Raw genomic sequence first — 20,158 nt, 5'->3', positions numbered from 1 at the left:
ACCTATCGCCTTGAAGGGAAAATCATGAGCGAGCACAACACCTCCCACGACGGGGAGTACACCCCGGTCGTAGACGACGATATCGCCGAGCGCCTAGCCGAACTGAGCGAGGAAGACGCGGAAATCCGTACCCGCGCCCTGCTCTCCGGCCTCGAAGACTATGACCTGGACGCGGAGGACTCCGCCCTGCTTTCGGGCCTGGACGATGACTCCGAAGACGATTCAGACGTTGTCATCCCACCGGTCCTGGCCATCATCGGACGCCCCAACGTAGGCAAGTCGACCTTGGTCAACCGCATCCTCGGCCGCCGCGAAGCGGTCGTGGAAGACGTACCGGGGGTCACCCGTGACCGTGTTTCCTACTCGGCCGAGTGGCTGGGCCGCCCGTTCAGCGTGGTTGACACCGGTGGTTGGGAGCACGATGCCAAGGGCATCCACGCCTCCGTTGCCGACCAGGCCGAAATCGCCGCCGATGTGGCCGATGCGATCCTCTTCGTTGTCGACTCCCATGTGGGTGCCACCGCGACCGACGAGGCAGTGGTGAAGATGCTGCGCAAGAAGCGCAAGCCGGTCTTCCTGGTCGCCAACAAGGTCGACGATTTCAACCAGGAAGCCGAAGCCGCCACGCTGTGGGGCCTCGGCTTCGGCCAGCCATGGCCGGTCTCCGCTCTGCACGGCCGCGGCACCGCGGACCTGCTGGACGCGGTCATGGAGAAGCTGCCCAAGCACTCCGCCCACGGTGGAGTGATCCCTTCGGGCGGTCCGCGCCGTATCGCGCTGATCGGCCGCCCCAACGTGGGCAAGAGCTCGCTGCTGAACAAGCTCGCAGGCTCCGAGCGTGTCGTCGTCGACGATTACGCCGGCACCACCCGCGACCCGGTTGATGAGCTCATCGAACTCGGCGGCGAAGTCTGGCGCTTCGTGGATACCGCAGGTATCCGCCGCCGCCAGCATATGGCGCAAGGCTCGGACTACTACGCCTCGCTGCGCACCCAGACTGCCCTGGAAAAGGCGGAAGTTGCGGTGGTGCTATTGGCCGCGAACGAAACCGTTTCCGAGCAGGACGTGCGCATCATCCAGTTGGCCGTCGACGCCGGCCGCGCGCTGGTGCTTGTGTTCAACAAGTGGGATGAGGTGGACGAGGATCGCCGCTACTACCTGGAGCAGGAGATCGAGCGCGACCTGGCCCACATCGAGTGGGCGCCGCGCATGAACATGTCCGCGCTGACCGGCTGGCACAAGGACAAGATGGTTCCGGCGTTGCATACCGCGCTGGAATCCTGGGATAAGCGTGTTCCGACCGGCAAGCTCAACGCGTTCCTCGGCGAGCTGGTTGCGGCGCACCCGCACCCGGTGCGCGGTGGCAAGCAGCCGCGGATCCTCTTCGGCACCCAGGCCTCGGCCCGTCCGCCGAAGTTCGTGCTGTTCACCTCCGGATTCCTGGATCCGGGATACCGCCGCTTCATCGCCCGTCGCCTGCGCGAGACCTTCGGTTTCGAAGGCACTCCGCTCGAAGTTTCGATGCGTATCCGAGAGCGTCGCAGCCGCACCCGGTAACGGTTCGAAAATTACCCCGCATATGAGGTAGGGTGATTGAGGAGCTTTTCGTAGACGGCACCCCGAGCCGAAAGGCGCGGGGATAACGGCTGCGAGAGCATCGGGCTATGGCGCAGCTTGGTAGCGCGCCTGACTGGGGGTCAGGAGGTCGCAGGTTCAAATCCTGTTAGCCCGACCAGCTGAAAAACCCCGGCGAAAATACGTTTTCGCCGGGGTTTTGGCATGTCGAAACGCAAGTGAGCGCGGCTTTCGCTAGTATTTTTTATACTCGGGTGAAAGGTCCCAACTCATGCTGCGTAGTTTCCGACAGGTCGATGTCTTTGGCGTACAACACTATAAGGGCAACCCGGTAGGCGTCGTGCTGGACGCGGTGGGACTGAGCGACGATGACCTGCGCGATTATTCGGTGTGGTCGAATTTGTCGGAGTGCACCTTTGTCTACCCGCCATCCTCGCGGCAGGCCGACTACCGGTTCCGAATTTTTAGCCTGAGCACGGAGCTTCCCTTTGCCGGCCACCCCACCTTGGGTACCGCCCGGGCATGGTTGGATCAGGGCGGAGTACCGCGCCAGGCGGGAATGATTATTGCCGAATGCGAGGCGGGTCTCGTGCCGATTCGCATCGAGGATGACCTGCTCAGTTTCGTTTCTCCTCCCGCCACTCGCACCGGGGAGGTCGAGCCAGGCTATCTGGCACAGGTCATCGAGATCTTGGGTGTCGCCGCCGAAAGCGTGCTCGCCGCCCAATGGGTGGACAACGGCCCGGGGTGGGTAGGCCTGCAGCTATCCGATGCGGCAACGGTTCTGAGCCTGAACCCCAATGCCGCTGGCCACCCAGGTGATTGGAACATCGGAGTCATCGGTGCCCTAGCGCCGGGAGAGAGCCCGACAGGGGAAGATTTTGAGGTGCGCACCTTCTTCACCGAAGACGGTTTCGATATGCGCGAAGATCCGGTGACGGGAAGTTTCAACGCGGCCGTCGCAGCGTGGATGCTGGATACCGATCGTGCCCAGGCGCCGTACGCGGTGCGCCAGGGAACTGCGATGAATCGACGCGGTCACCTTGAAATTTCGGTCTCCGACGGCCAGCTTTGGGTCGGCGGCGCAACGCACGTAGCCATCTCGGGACAGATCGATCTCTGACGTGTGGGCCAAGGTCGCTACCGATGTTTAATCGGTAGCGGCCTTGGCAGCCGTGAAGTCCACGCGTACTGTGGAATGCATGGGAACGTTGTTTTTATAGACCGGAACACCGCGTTGAGTCACACTCCGCGGTGTATCCTTCGCACGAATACCGGGACATTCCCGGGATTATTTCGTGAGCCCGGTCCATTTTGGCTCTTAGCCGACGACTATCCGTGTAGCCGATAGCCCCCTTTGGCTTCGGTCCGCGAGGGAGGATATCCCCATGTCCCGCGAACCCGAACATCCAGAAAATCCGCCGCGTCCCATCGACGGCTTCGAAAGCTTCCAATGTTCGCTCGAACAGGTCAGCCACAGCTTCGGCGATCGCGATGTGCTGCAGGAGATTGAGCTGCATGTGGCCGCACACCAAAGACTTGCCATACTTGGCGACAACGGGGCCGGCAAATCAACGTTGCTGCGGCTGCTTTCCGGTACATTGGCGCCGACATCCGGGCGAAGACGCGTTCACGTGCCCGGCGGTATCGCCATGGCTAGCCAACATCCACAGTTCGTATCCGGTGCCACCGTCCAGCAAGCCATCGACGGCTATCACCGCACCTTCCGCGACCTTGAACGTCTCCTCGCCGCCATTGGCCGACGTTTGGAACGTTCACCTGAGGACGAGGCCGCACGACTTCTAGTTCAGCTGTCGCAAGTGACAGAGCTCTATGAAGCACGCCAAGGCTACTCGCTGGATCAGCGGCTAAACCGTGCATTGGAACAGCTTGGCCTCGGCGAAGTTGATCGCAACGCTCCAGTGGCGACCCTTTCTGGCGGCCAACGGTCTCGGTTGACCTTGGCCGCGGTGCTGTGCGCAGAGGCGCAGCTGTTGCTCCTGGACGAACCGACCAATGATTTGGATGATACCGCCTTGGAATGGCTGGAGCAGAGCTTGCATGCCCATCGCGGTGCGCTGGTGGTCGTCAGCCATGACCGGGTGTTTTTACGCAGGTTCGCCCACGAAATCGTGCAGGTGCATCAGGGAAAGCTACAGCACTACGGTGATGGCTACCTAGGATATTTAAGTGAGAAAAAACGAGAACGCGAGCGGCTGATTGCCGAACATGAGCAGTGGAGCCAGGAACTTGAACGGGCTCGCAAGCTGGTGCTCAAAAATGCGTCTCGGGTGTCAGCTGTACCGCGAAAGCGCGAAAAGGCAGGATTTGGGCACGGTTCCTTTCGACAGCGCAGCCGTACTCATGGTTCGACGAGCAAAACACGCCAGGCCAAGTCGCGTATCAACGAGCTAACTGCAGCACCTGCCGTGGAACCGGCCAAGGAGCTGCACTTCGCCTTGCCCGAGGCAGCCGAGCAAAACGGTGGGACCCGCGAAGAGCTGATCTTAGTTGATGGTGCGTCACGCAGTAAGGCGCCGGCGGTAAACGCAGAAAAGTTCATCATCAGGACGGGGGAGCGGTGGCTGGTCTCAGGGCCCAACGCGGCGGGTAAATCAGCACTATTGCGAGTGCTAGCCGGTGAACTTCCAATAGACCATGGACTCGTGGCGCGCGCATCGCATTTGAGCGTGCAATGGTTGCGGCAGGAGTTATGCGCTCTGCCCGGGCAAAGCGTCGTTGAAGCTTTTGCCTTGGCAATTGACGAGTATGTACCGCAAGCATGGGTAAAGCTGGCGCACTTGGGGCTTTTCGAGCCGCAGGATTTCTCACGCCATCCGCAAAGCCTTTCGGTGGGTCAACAGCGCCGGTTGGAATTGGCGGTCGCCCTGTCTAGCGGGGCTGAGCTGCTATTGCTCGATGAACCGACGAACCATCTGTCTCCAGAACTCGTGGAAAGCGTGGAAGAAGCCCTTGCCGACTATGCCGGAACCGTCATCACGGTGACACACGATCGGCGTTGGCAGCAAAAACTCTTCGAGTCCTGCCAAGTGCGGCGCCTGCTTGTTGCACCGGGCGGGATCGTTACCGAAGTCCGCTGAGGGCGGCGAAGGCACTTCACGGACGGTGGTACACCAGGGCGAGGGTCGGAATGGGTGTATCCAGAAATGCTTTATCGGCGTAGATTTTGAGCCAGTGACTTAGGTAAAGGTGAGATGTGCGTAATCTCGGCTTGTGTCGACGTTCACAGTTCACTTATAGTTAGTGTGCGATATGCGAATCTAACGTTCGATTATAGAACACCTAAGTTTTGAGCCAAAGCGTTCACAGAGAAGTGAGGATGAAGCTGTGCAGTTTCACCACAATGGATATGTATCGGGCGACCCACGCATCGAGCCGGCCGCCGGAACCGGTCTCAACCGACCGGCCGACCTTCCGGACGCGATGGACGTATTGATCGTCGGTGCTGGTCCCGCCGGTATCATTACTGCTGCGCAGCTTTCGCAGTTCCCCGAGGTGCACACGCGCATTATCGACCGGCGCCCGCACCGCTTGGAAATCGGCCAGGCCGACGGCATCCAGGCGCGCAGCGTCGAAACTTTCCAGGCTTTTGGCTTTGCTGAGCACATCACCGCCGAGGCGTACCAGATCAAGGAAACCATCTTCTGGGAGCCGGATCCGAAGAACCCGGAGAACATCATCCGCGGCGCCCGTACGCCTGATGACGCTCACGGCATTAGCGAATTTCCACACCTGATCGTGAACCAGGCTCGCGTTATTGACTACTTTGCCGACTACGCAAACAACTCGCCAGCACGAATCACCCCAGACTACGGCTGGGAATTCAAGACACTCGAAGTCCATGACGGTGAGGAATACCCTGTCAAGGCCACCTTGATTTCCACCGATGGCGAGACCAAGGGCCAAGAACGCGTTGTGCGTGCCAAGTACGTCGTTGGCTCGGACGGAGCCCGCAGCGGCGTGCGTCGTTCCATCGGCGCGCAACTCGCCGGCGGCGCAGCAAACCATGCGTGGGGCGTTATGGACACTCTCGCGCTCACCGACTTCCCTGACATTCGCACCAAGTGCGCCATCCACTCCCAGGCTGGCTCGATCTTGCTGATCCCTCGCGAGGGTGGAAACCTGTTCCGGCTTTATGTGGACCTAGGCGAGGTTCCAGAAGACAACAAAGGCAAGGTCCGTGAAACCACCTTGGACCAGGTCATCGAGCATGCCAAGGCGATCCTGCACCCGTACACGCTTGAGGTGAAAGACGTTGCGTGGAACAGCGTTTACGAGGTTGGCCACCGCCTGACCGACCGCTTCGACGATGTCCAGGTCGAAGAAATCGGTACTCGGGAGCCACGCGTCTTCATCACCGGCGACGCTTGCCACACCCACTCGGCCAAGGCCGGCCAGGGCATGAACGTGTCCATGCAAGACGGTTTCAACCTCGCTTGGAAGCTCGGCTACGTGCTCTCCGGCCGGGCGCCCGAAGAGCTGCTGCGCACCTATTCGGGCGAGCGCCAGGTCATCGCAAAGAACCTGATCGACTTCGATAAGGAATGGTCCTCGTTGATGGCGGCCAAGCCTGAAGAATTTGAAGGCAAGGAAGGTATCGCTGAATTCTATGTGCGTACCGCCGAATTCCCTGCAGGCTTCATGACCGAATACCAGCCCTCGATTCTCACCGGCGAAAAAGATCATCAGGACTTGGCCAAGGGTTTCCCGATCGGCAAGCGTTTCAAATCATCTGAGGTCATGCGCCTAGGCGACAACAATCCTGTGCACTTGGGCCACCACCACCGCGCAGACGGTCGATACCGTATCTACGTGTTCGCCGACCAAGCTGTGGCCGGTGCCGATTCGAAGGTGACCAACCTGTCGAAGTGGCTGCTCGAATCGCCAGAATCACCAATCGTCAAGTTCACCCCGGCTGATGCCGATATTGATTCACTTTTCGACGTGAAGGTCGTCTTCCAGCAGGATTACACCACCTTCAACCTCAATGATGCGCCGAAGGTCTTCCGTCCTAACAGCGGCAAGTTCGGACTGATGGACTACGAGAAGGTCTACGCGGTGCTCGATGGCTCAGATATCTACGCGAAGCGTGACATCTCGGCTAACGGTGCCATTGTGATCGTCCGCCCTGATCAGTATGTTGCTAATATCCTGCCGCTGGATGCGACGGCCGAGCTGGCGACCTTCTTCGACGGTGTTCTGGTTCCGAAGAACTAGGCTGCTCACGAAGCCGAATCAGGCTACCCAAGGTCAATGATTGCCCCGTCACGAATCACGTGGCGGGGCAATCGTCATTGCTGCCGGAATATTCAGTTCTTGTTTGCTGTTCTCTATGCTAAGAACCGCCACTGTTTTGGGAGCACAATGGAATTCAAATTTGATCTGCAGCAAGTCTCGGAGTCCGATATGGCGTGTGTCGAAGGTGTATGTTTTGTTCCGCCAGCCTCGACCCGAGATGAGGTCACTGTTTCAGCTGTGCAAGCAGAAAGTCACGAAGCACCACCGCGTGATTAATTTCCTCGTCTTTTGCCGCAAAGATGAACGTAACGACGGGGTGTTCGGCGACCAGCTCCAAGAATTCGTCAATAGCCGGGTTCTGGTTTAGCTCTTCACGGTAGTGCTCCGCGAACTCATCAAATCGCGCCGGATCGTGGTGCCAAGACTTGCGTAGTTCATTTGACGGTGCGATGCCTTTGGCCCACCGCTCCACACAGAGTTTCTCTTTGGTCTGCCCGCGTGGCCACAAACGATCGACCAAGACCCGGTATCCGTCGGATGCTTCAGCGTCGATGTATGCGCGTTTGAGCCGAATGTCAGTCATGTTGTTTTCGATCATTGTGCTTCATCGTGTGAGCTTGTGCGGCGCTGTGCTTCATGCTGCGCTTCAAGATCTTTGACGCGCGATCCCCGTCGACGCAAGATCATCCAGGTAATGAAGATGACCAAGAAGATGGCTGCGGCGCTGATGGCTCCAACTAGTGTGGCGCCGCCGAACCAGGTAGCGCCGGTATTCAAAATTGCCTGAGCCTTCTGCGCGGCATCCGAGCCGTTCCAGAAGATTCCAAGCGTCAGCCAATTGGGCAGTGCGAGAATGATTGCCAGGACCGCAATAACTCCACGCCATCGCCAGCTCAACTTGCGGAACCGAATCTGCCAAAGTACGAGAAGCGGGATCAATGTAAAGACGAACCCGAGAGAGAACCCCGAAATCCAGCCTCCGGTGGCTGATCCAATATTTTGGCTGGAAATTCGAGTTGCCCACCATACCGGCATAAATATCGTAGCGATCGCGTAAATTGCCAGGATAGTGAGAATTGCAAGCGAACCTAGTACGAGCCGTAGTTTCCAATTTGAGTGCTTATTGGTAGGCGCGGATTCTCCGCGTGTTGCCGGTGCAATGGCATTAGAATTCTCTTCCATGCAGGAATCATTGCACGTTTGAGCATGCCAAGCATTGAAAATGTGTAATTTCGTGTTATCTCTTGAGCGTTGAGTAGGCTAATCTGGAGATAGTCTGGTGCAAACCACCAAACACCCGTTTAACCGAAGGTCGTCAAGCGCGAGCTTGAGAGCAAATTTTCTTGGAGGACCCCAAATGTCTGAACATGGGCCGGTTGACCCGCACAACGAGTCTGCCTCCGAAACGACCAATATCTCCTTGCCGGCAGCTCACAAGACTGCAGAGCCCTCGGTAATTTATCCCCTGTCCGAGGACGAACGCGCAGCGGTCTCAGCACTTCCTGAGGGATCTGCGCTACTGATTGCCCATACCGGACCTAATAAGGGTGCCCGCTTCCTGCTGGATACCAATTCCAGCATTGCCGGTCGCCACCCGGATGCGGACATTTTCTTGGACGATGTTACGGTTTCTCGGCGGCACGCAAAGTTTGAGCGCGTTGGCGACATCTTCAAGCTCACCGACATTGGTTCATTGAATGGAACCTACATCAACGGCGACCGTATCGACTCGGTGACTTTGGCTAACGCGGTACAGGTGCAGATCGGTAAGTTCCGTCTGAATTTCTACCAGAGCGTACCTAACGTTTAAACTAGTGAAGAACTAGTTTCCTGGCAGCCTCGCAAGCGGCTGTCAATCCGCTTAACTACTTGAGGAGATTCTCCTTTGCCAATCTTTGATGCAGCCCGTAGCCCACGACTCGAGGCAATACGCCACGAGAACGTGAGGGCGGCAGCACTGAATATCGGCGAGGTGCTCTCTGAACTGAAAGACGAATTCCCACGGGTAACCGCCTCCAAGATTCGATTCTTGGAGGACAAGGGATTGATTATCCCGCAGCGCACCTCGGCCGGATATCGAAAATATTCCGCCTCCGATGTGAGTCGACTTCGTTTCATTCTCTCAGTACAGCGCGATCAGTACTTGCCGCTAAAGGTCATCAAGGACCATCTCGATGCCATCGACCGTGGTGAAGCTCCCGCAGCATTGCCCGGTGGAGCGCCCACAGCGCCGCAGGCAGTCAATAGCGATATGGTTGAGGCAGTCGACCGTCATTCGCGTCCTGTCTCCCTAGCGGAGCTGCAGGGGCTGACCGGAGCAAGCGAAGAGCTCGTCCATGAGCTAGTTAACTTTGGCCTGGTCGAGCCTGAATCGGGCAAATTCGATGCCCACTGCGTGCGGGTCACCAAGTCCGCCGTCGATCTCTCCAATCACGGTATTGAGCCTCGCCACCTTCGCCAGTTCCGTACCGCTGCAGAACGCGAGTTCTCCTTGATCGAGTCCATCATTGGTGCGGACTTGAAAAAGCCTGAAGTTTCCGCGCGCGCGAGAGCAACCGAAGAAGCTCAAGAAATCTCGCGACAGTGCCTAGAGCTTCATGAAGCGCTCGTGCAGCGTGCGATTTCGCAGCTTGATCGCTAGGCTGATAGCAGGAACGAGTTCGCAACGCTAGGGGGAGTGCATGCTTGAACTAGAATTTGCCGGTATTCGGATTCAGCTTCCATCGAATCAGCCGCTGCTGCTACTTAAGCGTCATGAGCAGAATTTGTATCTCCCTCTCTGGATTGGCGCACCCGAAGCGTCCGCTATCGCCATGTCGGAACAGGGGCTCACCCCGCCAAGACCGATGACTCACGATCTGATAGTTAACATGCTCGAAGCTCTTGAAGTGAGACTTGTGCGAATCGAGATCGTCTCGGTGCAGAATGCAATTTTCACCGCGGAGCTGGTGCTCTCCAACGGCAAGCGCGTCGACTCGCGGTCTTCTGACGCAGTTGCGCTGGCGGTACGTACGCAATGCCCGATCCTGTGCACCGAAGAAGTCATGGAATCAGCGGGGGTTGCCATCGAAATCGAGTCCGAAGACGAAGAGCTTCCCGAGGAACAAATGCGTGAATTCAGAGAATTCCTTGACAATATTGACCCCGAAGATTTCTCCGCCTAGCTCGTCTCCCACTCGTCATTTGCGACACGCCTTAAAGTTAAGCTTGAAGGTCTTTGACCAACGCCCCTTATAGCCGTACCGTCGAAGCATAGAGAAAATTTCTGTTGACCGATACCAGGTTCGTCATCACTCGCACCGGTCAGTCGCATGAAAGTCTCTGGCCTCTCAAATGAATGTGCATATACGCTAGGAGTATTTGGATGGAGTCTAGCCAGACCGGTCCTCGCCATGGGACCACCGGTGGCGTTCAGCGATCCAATACCCAAGGTTTGCTCTTCACCGATGATCTGCCCGAGCTGGATGAACATGCCGGCTACCGGGGACCAGTTGTATGCAAGGCTGCCGGGATTACCTACCGACAGCTGGACTACTGGGCTCGTACTGGTCTGGTTGAACCGGCGGTTCGTGAAGCCAAGGGATCCGGTACTCAGCGGTTGTATTCGTTCCGCGATATCCTGGTCCTGAAAGTGGTTAAGCGCCTATTGGACACCGGTGTCTCGCTGCAGCAGATCCGCACAGCGGTGAGCCACCTCCGCGAACGTGGTGTGGAAGATCTGGCTCAGATTACCTTGATGAGCGATGGCGCTTCGGTTTACGAGTGCACCAGTGCCGACGAAGTCATAGACTTGGTTCAGGCCGGTCAAGGCGTCTTCGGTATCGCCGTAGGCCGAGTGTGGCGCGAAGTTGAAGGAACGCTGGCCATGCTGCCATCGGAAAGCACGGGGGACCAGTTGGTCACCGATGAGCTCGCTTCACGACGCGCTGCTAAGGCCGCCCGTAACGTTAGCTGATGAGTACTTAGAATTGCAAAAGCTTCGGCTCGAACAAACTTCCATAAGTTTGTTCGAGCCGAAGCTTTCTTGTTTCTAAACCCTAGGACTGTGCGTTCTGTGTCGGCGCCGTGGACATGAGGTCCTTGAGTAGCGCATCGAACTGAGAAAGCATGGGGGCAGTGGCCTTGCTTGGCCACTGATGTACCGAATATGCTGCGCCCTGAATCTGCTGCCATTCTGGGTGCTCGGGGATCTCCGGCTTCACCATGGAATCGCCGAACATCTGGCGCATCTCGTTCACTCGGAACGTATGCTCGGCAGAATCCTTGCGCACACGGTTGGCTACCACGCTAACCGGGCCCAGGGACGGAGCGAATTCGCGGCGGAAGAGTTCAAGTGCTCGCTGTGTGCGTTCGGTTCCAGCTACTGAGAACAAGCTAGGCTCAGCGACGAGCAATAACTGATCTGAAGCGCTCCACGCCATGCGGGTTAGACCGTTAAGCGATGGTGGGCAATCGATAAGTACTAGCTGGTATCCGCTGGTGCGGCTCAATAGCTGCGAGAGGCGACGCAAATCTCGTGTACGAAGATCTGGTCGATCATAAATTCCGGTGAACGCGTCGCCCACGGCGACATCGAGTACCGGAATTCGGGTGCGCGATTTCTTCTCGGCAGCTTTTGACTGCCATGCGCTGGCTGCGACATTATCTTGAAGTCGCGCACGGCGAACATTCTTGAGCATTTGCCCAATTGGCTGTTTGCCGTTGGCTCGGGCGCCTAAGCCGGTGCTCGCGTCTGCATGCGGATCTAAATCGATCACGAGCGTCGGAATTCCGGCTGCGAGTGCTGCTGAGGCCAATCCGAGTGTTACGGAGGTTTTTCCTACGCCACCCTTGAGGCTGCTGATGCTCACTACATGCACGGACCAGACCACGCCTTTCACTGCTTGCTGATTAAACGTCCCACCGAATATTTAGTCTCTCTTTATCATAGTGTGCCACGCGGTATTTCCCCGACTCCGCAACGTGGGATTTTTAGCACGAATGTAACTATGTCATAAAAACAGCATGCGGACGCTAGAAAGTCATGTGGTCAGACCACTGGGCGAAATGTTTGGTAATTGTGCACCCCGTCACGGTAGGGTATCCACAGCAGCGGTTAAAAATATCCGTTATGCGAGGCCCTACACCCGGGAAAACGGGAACAAAGCGTCCCACGAAGGACGTTCCCCCGTCTTCCAAATGGGTGTGCTGAATCGATGTAGGGAAACTATGTTTGAGAAAATCTTGGTCGCCAACCGCGGTGAGATTGCAATTCGTGCTTTCCGCGCTGGTTACGAACTAGGCGCAAAAACAATTGCCGTCTACCCATATGAAGATCGTAACTCGATCCACCGCCAGAAAGCGGGAGAGGCCTACCAGATTGGCGAAGAGGGCCACCCGGTTCGCGCCTACCTGGACATTGACGAAATCGTCCGCGTCGCCAAGGAAGCCGGCGCAGACGCGATTTACCCAGGTTACGGATTCCTTTCGGAGAACCCAGACCTGGCCCGCAAGGCTGCAGAAAACGGTATTAAGTTCATCGGTCCAAAGGCGGACGTGCTTGAGCTGGCCGGAAACAAGGTCGCTGCGCTGAAGGCAGCGCGCAAGGCCGGCATCCCGGTATTGGAATCCTCCGAACCGAGCGACGATGTTGACTTCCTCCTAGCCGAGGCCGACCGCATTGGCTTCCCGATCTTCGTCAAGGCAGTTGCTGGCGGTGGCGGCCGCGGCATGCGCCGTGTCGACAAGCGCGAAGACCTGCCCGAGCTAATGGGTGCGGCAATGCGCGAAGCCGGTACCGCCTTTGGCGATCCGACCGTCTTCCTTGAGCAGGCAGTCCTTCGCCCGCGTCACATCGAGGTGCAGATCCTCGCCGATGAGCAGGGCAACGTGGTGCACCTGCACGAGCGTGACTGCTCCTTGCAGCGCCGTCATCAAAAGGTCGTCGAGATCGCTCCGGCACCGAACCTGGATGAGTCCATCCGTCAGGCGCTGTTCCGTGACGCCGTGAAGTTTGCGCAGACCCTGGGTTACCAGAACGCTGGTACCGTCGAATTCCTGGTTGATACCGTCGGTGAGCGGGCAGGACAGCACGTGTTCATCGAAATGAACCCACGTATCCAGGTGGAGCACACGGTGACCGAAGAAGTCACTGATATTGACCTCGTACAGGCTCAGATGCGTATCGCCTCCGGTGAATCGCTGAGCGATCTTGACATCAGCCAGGACAACATCGAGGTTCGTGGTTGGGCGCTGCAGTCGCGCATCACCACTGAGGACCCGGCAAATGGCTTCCGACCAGATGTGGGAACCATTACCGTTTACCGTTCTGCTGGTGGTTCCGGCGTGCGTCTTGATGGCGGCACCATCTACGCAGGCGCAGAAGTTTCCCCGCACTTTGACTCCATGCTGGTTAAGCTCACCTGTCGTGGCCGCGACTACAAGACCGCCGTAGCGCGGGCACGACGTGCGCTGGCCGAATTCCGCGTCCGTGGTGTGGCCACCAACATTCCGTTCATCCAGAATGTTCTCAACGATCCACAGTTCATCGCCGGAGACGTCGCGACCGACTTCATTGACTCGCGCCCGGATCTGCTGACCGGCAACGAATCTCAGGACCGCGGCACCAAGGCGCTGAACTACCTGGCTCACGTGACCGTCAACAAGCCGAACGGCGAACGAATCGATGGCATCGATCCACGCAAGAAGCTTCCGAGCTTCCCGGGGGACAAATCCTCGGAGCCGGAGCGTTCGCCATTCGACGGCCCTTCGAAATCGGTAGCAGCTCCAGCTGGCTGGCGTCAGAAGCTGCTGGATCTGGGGCCCGAAGGTTTTGCCAAGGCGCTGCGCGATGCGAAGGCCGTGGGCGTTACCGACACCACCTTCCGCGACGCACACCAGTCATTGCTGGCCACTCGCGTGCGTACCCGCGATCTGCTCGCCGCTGCGCCTGCCTACGCGCATACCGTGCCGCAGTTGTTCTCCATGGAAGTCTGGGGAGGCGCGACCTACGATGTCTCGCTTCGATTCCTGGGCGAAGATCCATGGAAGCGTCTAGAACTGCTGCGTGCCGAACTGCCGAATATCCCGCTGCAGATGCTGCTGCGTGGCCGCAATACCGTAGGTTATACCCCGTACCCCACCGAGGTTACCGACGCGTTCGTAAAGCAGGCCGCGAAGAGTGGCATCGACATCTTCCGCATCTTCGATGCGTTGAATGACGTCTCGCAGATGGCTCCGGCCATCAAGGCTGTGCGCGAAACCGGAACCGCCGTCGCCGAGGTGGCCCTGTGCTACACCGGCAACCTGCTCGATTCCAACGAGAAGCTGTACACCCTTGACTACTACCTGAATCTGGCTCAGCAGATCATCGATGCCGGTGCACACATTATCGCGATCAAGGATATGGCAGGACTGCTGCGTCCGGCCGCCGCAAAGAAGCTGGTCACCGCTTTGCGCGAACGCTTCGACGTGCCGGTTCACCTGCATACCCATGACACCTCTGGTGGACAGCTTGCTACCCTGATGGCAGCGATCGATGCAGGCGTGGATGCAGTTGATGTGGCTTCGGCTGCGATGGCCGGCACTACCAGCCAGCCTTCTGCCTCTGCCCTCGTGGCAGCGCTTGAGCATACCGAACGCGATTCAGGGCTTTCCTTGGACGCGGTAGCCTCGCTGGAACCGTACTGGGAGGCGGTGCGCGCGATGTACAAGCCGTTCGAATCCGGGCTGCCTGCACCAACCGGGCGCGTATACCAGCATGAAATTCCCGGTGGACAGCTCTCGAACCTTCGTCAGCAGGCCATCGCACTGGGGCTGGGCGAACGTTTTGAGGCCATCGAATCCATGTATGCCTCGGTCAACGCCATGCTCGGAAACGTGGTCAAGGTGACCCCGTCTTCCAAGGTTGTCGGCGATCTGGCATTGCAGCTGGTCGGCTCCGGCGTTCCGGCGGCAGATTTCGAAGCCAATCCGCAGAACTTCGACATCCCGGATTCGGTCATCCAGTTCCTCTCGGGTGAGCTGGGCAATCCTCCGGGTGGCTGGCCAGAGCCATTCCGCACGAAGGCATTGCAGGGCCGCAGCGTGCGCCCACGCGTTGAAGAGCTCTCGGACGAAGACTCGGCGGCGCTCAATGCCGACGACGAGACGATCCGCGCGACCTTGAACCGCTTGCTCTTTGCCGGTCCGACGCGCGACTTCGAGAAGTCCCTGGAGAACTACGGCGACCTGTCCGTGCTGCACACCCGCGACTACCTATTCGGCCTGACCCCAGAGGTTGAGCGCGTGGTGTCCCTTGGTACCGGTGTGCGCCTGCTGGTGAAGCTGATCTCGGTATCCGAAGCTGATGAGAAGGGCTTGCGCACCGTGGTGTTCTCGCTCAATGGCCAGTCGCGCCAGATCAAGGTGCGTGACGAATCGGTCGAGTCGACGGTGAAGAGTGCGGCAAAGGCCGATCCGACCAATTCGGGCCACGTGGCGGCACCGTTCGCCGGCGCCGTGACGGTCAACGTCAAGGTCGGCGACTTGATCGAAGCAGGGCAATCGGTAGCAACCATCGAAGCGATGAAGATGGAAGCTGGCATCACGGCCAACGCTTCGGGTGTCGTTTCGCAGGTAACGTTGGACGGAACCAGCCAGGTGCAGGGCGGCGATCTGCTGCTCGTCATCGAACCAAAGTAAGTCAACGAAGGCGCAGCATTCGCTGAGCAATAGGTGTGGCCCCGGGGACTTTGAACTGGTCCTTGGGGCCACACCTTTGCACATTGGCATCAATGCGCTTGTGCGCGGTCCACCGGAGTAGTACCCCAACGGGCAGATGTGGCACGATGCTCTCTGACGGCTTCGATTTTCACCAAGAAGTCCGGAGAGCTCAAATTCTTGTTCAAGGAGAGACATGAGGATAGCGCGTAAGTCAGGTCCGACGCTGAAGCCAGCCACGTTGCGAGCGAAAGCCATCGCGGCGGGCAAGGTGCGGGAGAACTTGAAAATTACCGTCTTCGCGCTTAGTGCGGCACTGCCGGCCGCAGAACTTGCCGAGTTCCTTGAAGGCCAGTTGGCGCAGCTAGCGCTGAACTCGCAGGTCCACGTCGCGGGCCCCGAACGAGTCAAGGCGGCACTTGCTGGACGCTTCAACGAGGCCGACGTGCTGGTCGTGGTGGGCGATGGCTCCGCAACTGCAGAGCCTGCACTGATGGAGCTAGTGCAGTGGCTACTGCTCAACGGCCGAACGGCACTGGCCGAGAACCTGGTGTACGTGCAGCTCGGTGCGAGAACCTCTGCCACCCCGGCGCCGGTCTTCGAACGGGTTGTGCTCCCAATGAATTTTGCCGAGCAGACGCAGCAAAGCGGCCGCAGGTTGCCCTGGGCCGCTGCATCCCACGAATCGTGGGAACTTGCCGATGCTGTATTGAACTATGCGACGGGCTTATCTGCCGAATAGATTTCGTCGATGACCGCTTCGTAATCCTTGAAGACCACGGCGCGCTTGATCTTCATAGAAGGGGTCAGATGTCCGGAAGATTCGGTGAAGTCCGTCGGTACAATCCGGAAGGCCTTGATCGATTCTGCCCGGCTAACAGAGTTATTGGCTTTGTCGATGAGGGACTGCACGTGGGTCTTTACCTGATCTAGGTCGCTAACCTCTTCCACGGTCAGCGCGGTATCGAGCTGGTGGCGCTCCAACCAACCATGCAATGCCTCTGGGTCCAAGGTGACCAGAGCCGAAATGAACGGCCGGCCATCGCCCAAGACGACACACTGGGAAACAAGCGAATCGGCGCGAATTTGGTCTTCAAGCAGTGCTGGAATTACATTCTTGCCACTGGCAGTAACAATGATTTCCTTCTTGCGCCCGGTGATTCTCAAGAAGCCGTCGGCATCCAGCTCGCCAACATCTCCGGTGCGGAACCAGCCGTCGACGAAGGTTTCGCCTTCCAGCTCGGGGCGGTTGTGGTAACCGCGCATGACACAGATGCCCTTGGCTAGAATCTCGCCATCCTCCGCGATGCGTACAGCGTTGCCCGGTAGCGGTGGACCCACCGTGCCGATCTTAATGCGATCGATGGTGTTCACGGTGATCGGAGCCGTAGTCTCGGTCAGCCCGTAGCCTTCGAGGACAGTCAGCCCGATCCCGTGGAAGAAATGACCGAGGCGTTCTCCTAGCGGGGCACCGCCGGAAACTGCATGGCGAATGTTTCCGCCCATCGCGGCGCGCAACTTGCTGTACAACAGGGCATCGAACAGCTTGTGCTTTAGCTTGAGGACCAGCGGAACCTTGCCGGCGCCTTGAGCTTTGGAATATGCGACAGCAACATCCACGCCGGCATGGAAGATTTTGCCCTTGCCGGCGTCTTCTGCCTTGAGCATCGAAGAGTTGTAGACCTTTTCGAAGACTCGCGGCACCGCGAGAATGAAGTTTGGCTTGAAGGACTGTAAATCAGGCAAGAGATTTTTGACATCCGGGGTGTGTCCCACACGGCAACCGGCGGAAACTGCCAGCACCGAGATGTAGCGGGCGAACACATGCGCCAGCGGCAAGAACATGATCGTCGCGGCTCCCGGATACACGCACTGCGGAAGTTCAGCTGCAGCGTTTTCGGATAGTTCAACGAAGTTTCCATGGGTCAGCTCGCAACCCTTGGGGCGTCCGGTGGTGCCAGAGGTGTATATCAGGGTGGCCACGTCGTTCAGCGTGGCCGAGGCGCGTCGTTCTTCCAACTCTTCGTCGCTAACATTTTCGCCGGCCTTGCGTAGCTCATCGAGGCCACCTTCGAATTGCCAGATGTTGTCCAAGGATTCGAGGGTTTCTTGATGGGCCGCCTGACGGACGACGTTTTCGTGGTTGGGTGATTCAACGACCATGGCGCAGGCTTCGGAATCGGCGACGATCCAGGCGACCTGGCTGGGGGAGGAGGTTTCGTAGATGGGCACGGTGACGCATCCCGCGTACCAGATAGCGAAATCAACGAGTGTCCACTCATAGCGGGTACGGGCCATGAGTCCGATGCGTGACCCCTGCTCAATGCCGGAGGCGATGAAACCACGCGCGATGGCCGAGGCATCGGCTGCGAACTGCGATGCGGTGATGTCCTGCCAAGCCCCACTGGCGGTCGGCACAGAGAATAAGGCAGGGTTGGCTGCCGAATTTGCATGTCGTAGGAGCAGATCGGTGATGTTCGAATTTTCCGGCGAGTGGATGCGAAGTGGCGAGCTAAATTCGCGCATCTGGTACTCAACTCCTGTGGTAAGTGTCCTAGGTTATAACGCCTCGTAAGCTGCGTCACATTTATATTACTCGATAGTAACGTAGCAGTTGCAGTGTTCCAAGTCGATTAGACCTTTGCCCCATCATCTCCCGGATCGCGCTGAGTCGGTAGTCTTCGCAGCAGGTAAAAAATGCCAAGAATCGCCGCTGCGGCCAAGCCCAGATAAATAAACCCCGGTGCACTGCGGAAAAAGATCACGCAAAACAGCAATCCAAAGGGTCCGCCGGCCGCGCCGACCCACGCCAAATTCAACATCGGATCGCCACTGCCCAGAGCGGCGGGCTCTTCGGGAACGAATTCGTCGGGAGTATCTACTGGTTCATAATCGCGTGGTCCGCGAGCGAGCGGCCCGGTGTTGAACAGCTTGTCCAATTGGGTGGCACGTTCGGCAGCGCTTGGCTCGCGAGGAGCCTGCGCGTCGAGACTTTTGAAATTCTCCACCAGTCGATCCCAGCGCGGGTCCTCGGCTTTTGAAGGCTCGTTCTCTGCAGGGCTCATTGGGCCTCTTCCCGTGCCGCGACGTCAGTAATGAAGCGCAGCGATTCCTTGAAAATTTTAGGCGCATCATAATCCAATGTCGCCACATGCCTACTACGTGACAACGCAATTCGCTCGCGCAGAATTCCCGGCCCGAGCCCGTTGAGCAAGGCGTGAACGGATGCATCCGAGACCACGTTGTCCACTGCGGAACGGAGTAACTGTACTGGTGCCGCCACCAATGGCAAACGAGCCCGCGTCTGCGCGAAAAGCTTGTACACCTCATGTACTGCCGCAACCGGCGTACGTTCGTAGGCATTCTCGTCGGCCCCGGGATAGGCAATGTCATTGCTTATCGGCGCGACTGTCCGAACCACCCGGCGCAGATAGCCCGCGTAGGGGGCAACCGGCGAATCGATGACCAAGCCAGGGTTCACCAGGGACACTCCGCTGACATTACGGCGTGATGCGAGGTGCAGTGCCAACGCCCCGCCCATCGAGAGCCCGGCGACAAAAACATGTTGATGCGCGGACGCCAGTTCATCGAAGGCATCCTCCGTCGCCTGGATCCACTGTCCGTAGGGTCGGCCGATCAGATCCTGCCAGCGTGTCTCATGTCCGGGAAGTATAGGTACGCTCGTGTGTACACCATGGCTCTGCAGCGAGTCAGCCCATGGGCGCATAGCCGTCGTGGAGCCGGTGAAACCGTGGATCAGCAATACAGCCACGTCCGAAGCGGACCCGGTTTCCGGGACCAAGGAAGTATCTTTCATCATGTGCACCCCTAAAATTCAACGGTTCACTGTCGAGCGTAGTGCACAATTGTATGGTGTGGGCTAAGGCGCCGTCCGGTTGTCTCCTGCGCAAAGTTGTTCGAAGACGAGAATAAGGAAATGCCACCCCGTGCTCTACGACTTTCTTAAACGGTTCGCGGTCCGGCCATTGTTGCGTATCTTCTTCAAGATCGATCTCCAAGGCATCGAAAATATCCCCGAACATGGTGCCGCGATCCTCGCCTCGAACCACCTGTCGGTCAGCGATTCGGTCTTTCTGCCCGCGAGTCTTGAGCGCCCGGTTATTTTTCTTGCAAAGGACGACTACTTCAACGGCAAGGGGCCCAAGGGACGCTTCGTCGCCTGGTTCTTTCGAAACATTAATCAGCTGCCGATGGACCGTTCCGGCGGCAAAGGCTCCGCGGCCTCGCTGGACAGCGCCAACCGGGCACTGCGAGAAGGCAAATTGCTTGGGATCTACCCGGAAGGGACGCGTTCGCCTGATGGCAGGCTCTACCGAGCCAAGCTGGGAGTAGCGAAACTCGCCATGGAATCCGGAGCTCCAGTCATTCCGGTCGCCATGATCGGCACGGATAGGGTTCAACCTATCGGGCAAGGAGTCCCGCGTCCGGGCCGTATCGGGATCCACGTCGGAGAACCCCTGGACTTCAGCAAGTATGCCGAACAGGTCGATGACCCGCAGGCGCTGCGTCACGTGGCAGATGAAATCCGCAAGGCCATCAACGAGCTTTCCGGACAGAACTATGTTGACGTTTACGCCCCGAAAAAAATCAAAAAATAGTTGGTCTCGCAACACGCCGGACTTCC

General features: G+C 58.2%; 17 protein-coding genes and 1 tRNA gene. 12 read left to right on the top strand and 6 right to left on the bottom strand.

The window, feature by feature from the left end; translation table 11 throughout:
- The first annotated feature begins 24 nt into the window (after positions 1–24).
- The 5 genes from der to ACT3UQ_RS06675 all read left to right on the top strand — a co-directional run bounded on the left by der (position 25) and on the right by ACT3UQ_RS06675 (position 6,813).
- Positions 25–1,557: a ribosome biogenesis GTPase Der gene (gene der, locus ACT3UQ_RS06695; protein WP_105554326.1), complete on the top strand. Its 1,533-nt coding sequence runs from the start codon at positions 25–27 to the stop codon at positions 1,555–1,557.
- Between the two features lie 101 nt (positions 1,558–1,658).
- A tRNA-Pro gene (locus ACT3UQ_RS06690) sits at positions 1,659–1,735 on the top strand.
- A 111-nt stretch (positions 1,736–1,846) separates the two neighbouring features.
- Entirely contained in the window at positions 1,847–2,698 is an 852-nt protein-coding gene (locus tag ACT3UQ_RS06685) for a PhzF family phenazine biosynthesis protein (protein ID WP_444636741.1), read from the top strand.
- Between the two features lie 265 nt (positions 2,699–2,963).
- Positions 2,964–4,676, top strand: a complete 1,713-nt coding sequence (locus ACT3UQ_RS06680) for an ABC-F family ATP-binding cassette domain-containing protein (protein ID WP_105570096.1) — start codon at positions 2,964–2,966, stop codon at positions 4,674–4,676.
- A 247-nt stretch (positions 4,677–4,923) separates the two neighbouring features.
- Complete coding sequence (locus ACT3UQ_RS06675) at positions 4,924–6,813, top strand: FAD-binding monooxygenase (protein ID WP_105650710.1); 1,890 nt, start codon at positions 4,924–4,926, stop codon at positions 6,811–6,813.
- 244 nt (positions 6,814–7,057) lie between these two features.
- Here ACT3UQ_RS06675 and ACT3UQ_RS06670 read toward each other — a convergent pair whose 3' ends face one another.
- Positions 7,058–7,432: a DUF488 domain-containing protein gene (locus ACT3UQ_RS06670; RefSeq protein ID WP_258133714.1), complete on the bottom strand. Its 375-nt coding sequence runs from the start codon at positions 7,430–7,432 to the stop codon at positions 7,058–7,060.
- Positions 7,429–7,731, bottom strand: coding sequence for a hypothetical protein (locus ACT3UQ_RS06665; protein ID WP_146112498.1), 303 nt, complete (start codon positions 7,729–7,731; stop codon positions 7,429–7,431). The genes ACT3UQ_RS06670 and ACT3UQ_RS06665 overlap by 4 nt, the downstream gene beginning before the upstream one ends.
- A 460-nt stretch (positions 7,732–8,191) precedes the next feature.
- On the opposite strand from ACT3UQ_RS06665, the gene ACT3UQ_RS06660 reads away from it, so the two are divergent.
- The 4 genes from ACT3UQ_RS06660 to ACT3UQ_RS06645 all read left to right on the top strand — a co-directional run bounded on the left by ACT3UQ_RS06660 (position 8,192) and on the right by ACT3UQ_RS06645 (position 10,789).
- On the top strand, positions 8,192–8,644 hold the full coding sequence (locus tag ACT3UQ_RS06660) for an FHA domain-containing protein (protein ID WP_105554321.1): 453 nt from the start codon (positions 8,192–8,194) through the stop codon (positions 8,642–8,644).
- Between the two features lie 75 nt (positions 8,645–8,719).
- The gene (ftsR, locus tag ACT3UQ_RS06655; protein ID WP_105554320.1) at positions 8,720–9,475 is read left to right on the top strand and encodes a transcriptional regulator FtsR; all 756 of its coding nucleotides are present in this window, start codon (positions 8,720–8,722) and stop codon (positions 9,473–9,475) included.
- Between the two features lie 40 nt (positions 9,476–9,515).
- Positions 9,516–9,998: a bifunctional nuclease family protein gene (locus ACT3UQ_RS06650; RefSeq protein ID WP_105554319.1), complete on the top strand. Its 483-nt coding sequence runs from the start codon at positions 9,516–9,518 to the stop codon at positions 9,996–9,998.
- Positions 9,999–10,198: 200 nt separating this feature from the next.
- Complete coding sequence (locus ACT3UQ_RS06645; protein ID WP_096284180.1) at positions 10,199–10,789, top strand: MerR family transcriptional regulator; 591 nt, start codon at positions 10,199–10,201, stop codon at positions 10,787–10,789.
- Positions 10,790–10,871: 82 nt separating this feature from the next.
- Here ACT3UQ_RS06645 and ACT3UQ_RS06640 read toward each other — a convergent pair whose 3' ends face one another.
- A complete protein-coding gene (locus ACT3UQ_RS06640) occupies positions 10,872–11,693 on the bottom strand; it encodes a ParA family protein (RefSeq protein ID WP_105554356.1) in 822 nt (273 codons plus the stop codon).
- A 349-nt stretch (positions 11,694–12,042) separates the two neighbouring features.
- Between ACT3UQ_RS06640 and ACT3UQ_RS06635 the strand changes: the two genes are divergently transcribed.
- A complete protein-coding gene (locus tag ACT3UQ_RS06635; RefSeq protein WP_105554318.1) occupies positions 12,043–15,495 on the top strand; it encodes a pyruvate carboxylase in 3,453 nt (1,150 codons plus the stop codon).
- A gap of 214 nt (positions 15,496–15,709) precedes the next feature.
- Positions 15,710–16,255, top strand: coding sequence for a hypothetical protein (locus ACT3UQ_RS06630; RefSeq protein WP_105554317.1), 546 nt, complete (start codon positions 15,710–15,712; stop codon positions 16,253–16,255).
- Here ACT3UQ_RS06630 and ACT3UQ_RS06625 read toward each other — a convergent pair.
- The 3 genes from ACT3UQ_RS06625 to ACT3UQ_RS06615 form a co-directional block, all read right to left on the bottom strand.
- Complete coding sequence (locus tag ACT3UQ_RS06625) at positions 16,228–18,039, bottom strand: AMP-dependent synthetase/ligase (RefSeq protein WP_105554316.1); 1,812 nt, start codon at positions 18,037–18,039, stop codon at positions 16,228–16,230. The two genes, ACT3UQ_RS06630 and ACT3UQ_RS06625, sit on opposite strands and share 28 nt — an antisense overlap.
- A 107-nt stretch (positions 18,040–18,146) precedes the next feature.
- Positions 18,147–18,578 carry a hypothetical protein gene (locus ACT3UQ_RS06620; protein ID WP_444636737.1) on the bottom strand — a complete coding sequence of 144 codons (432 nt, stop codon included), beginning with the start codon at positions 18,576–18,578 and terminating at the stop codon, positions 18,147–18,149.
- Positions 18,575–19,333, bottom strand: coding sequence for an alpha/beta hydrolase (locus ACT3UQ_RS06615; RefSeq protein ID WP_105554315.1), 759 nt, complete (start codon positions 19,331–19,333; stop codon positions 18,575–18,577). Before ACT3UQ_RS06615 ends, ACT3UQ_RS06620 begins: the two co-directional genes overlap by 4 nt.
- 127 nt (positions 19,334–19,460) lie before the next feature.
- Between ACT3UQ_RS06615 and ACT3UQ_RS06610 the strand changes: the two genes are divergently transcribed.
- A complete protein-coding gene (locus ACT3UQ_RS06610) occupies positions 19,461–20,132 on the top strand; it encodes a lysophospholipid acyltransferase family protein (RefSeq protein WP_105554314.1) in 672 nt (223 codons plus the stop codon).
- Positions 20,133–20,158 lie beyond the last annotated feature (26 nt).

Source organism: Glutamicibacter sp. AOP12-B1-11, assembly GCF_052379245.1.
Taxonomy (GTDB): domain Bacteria; phylum Actinomycetota; class Actinomycetes; order Actinomycetales; family Micrococcaceae; genus Glutamicibacter.
This window is presented reverse-complemented; position numbering and strand designations above follow the sequence as displayed.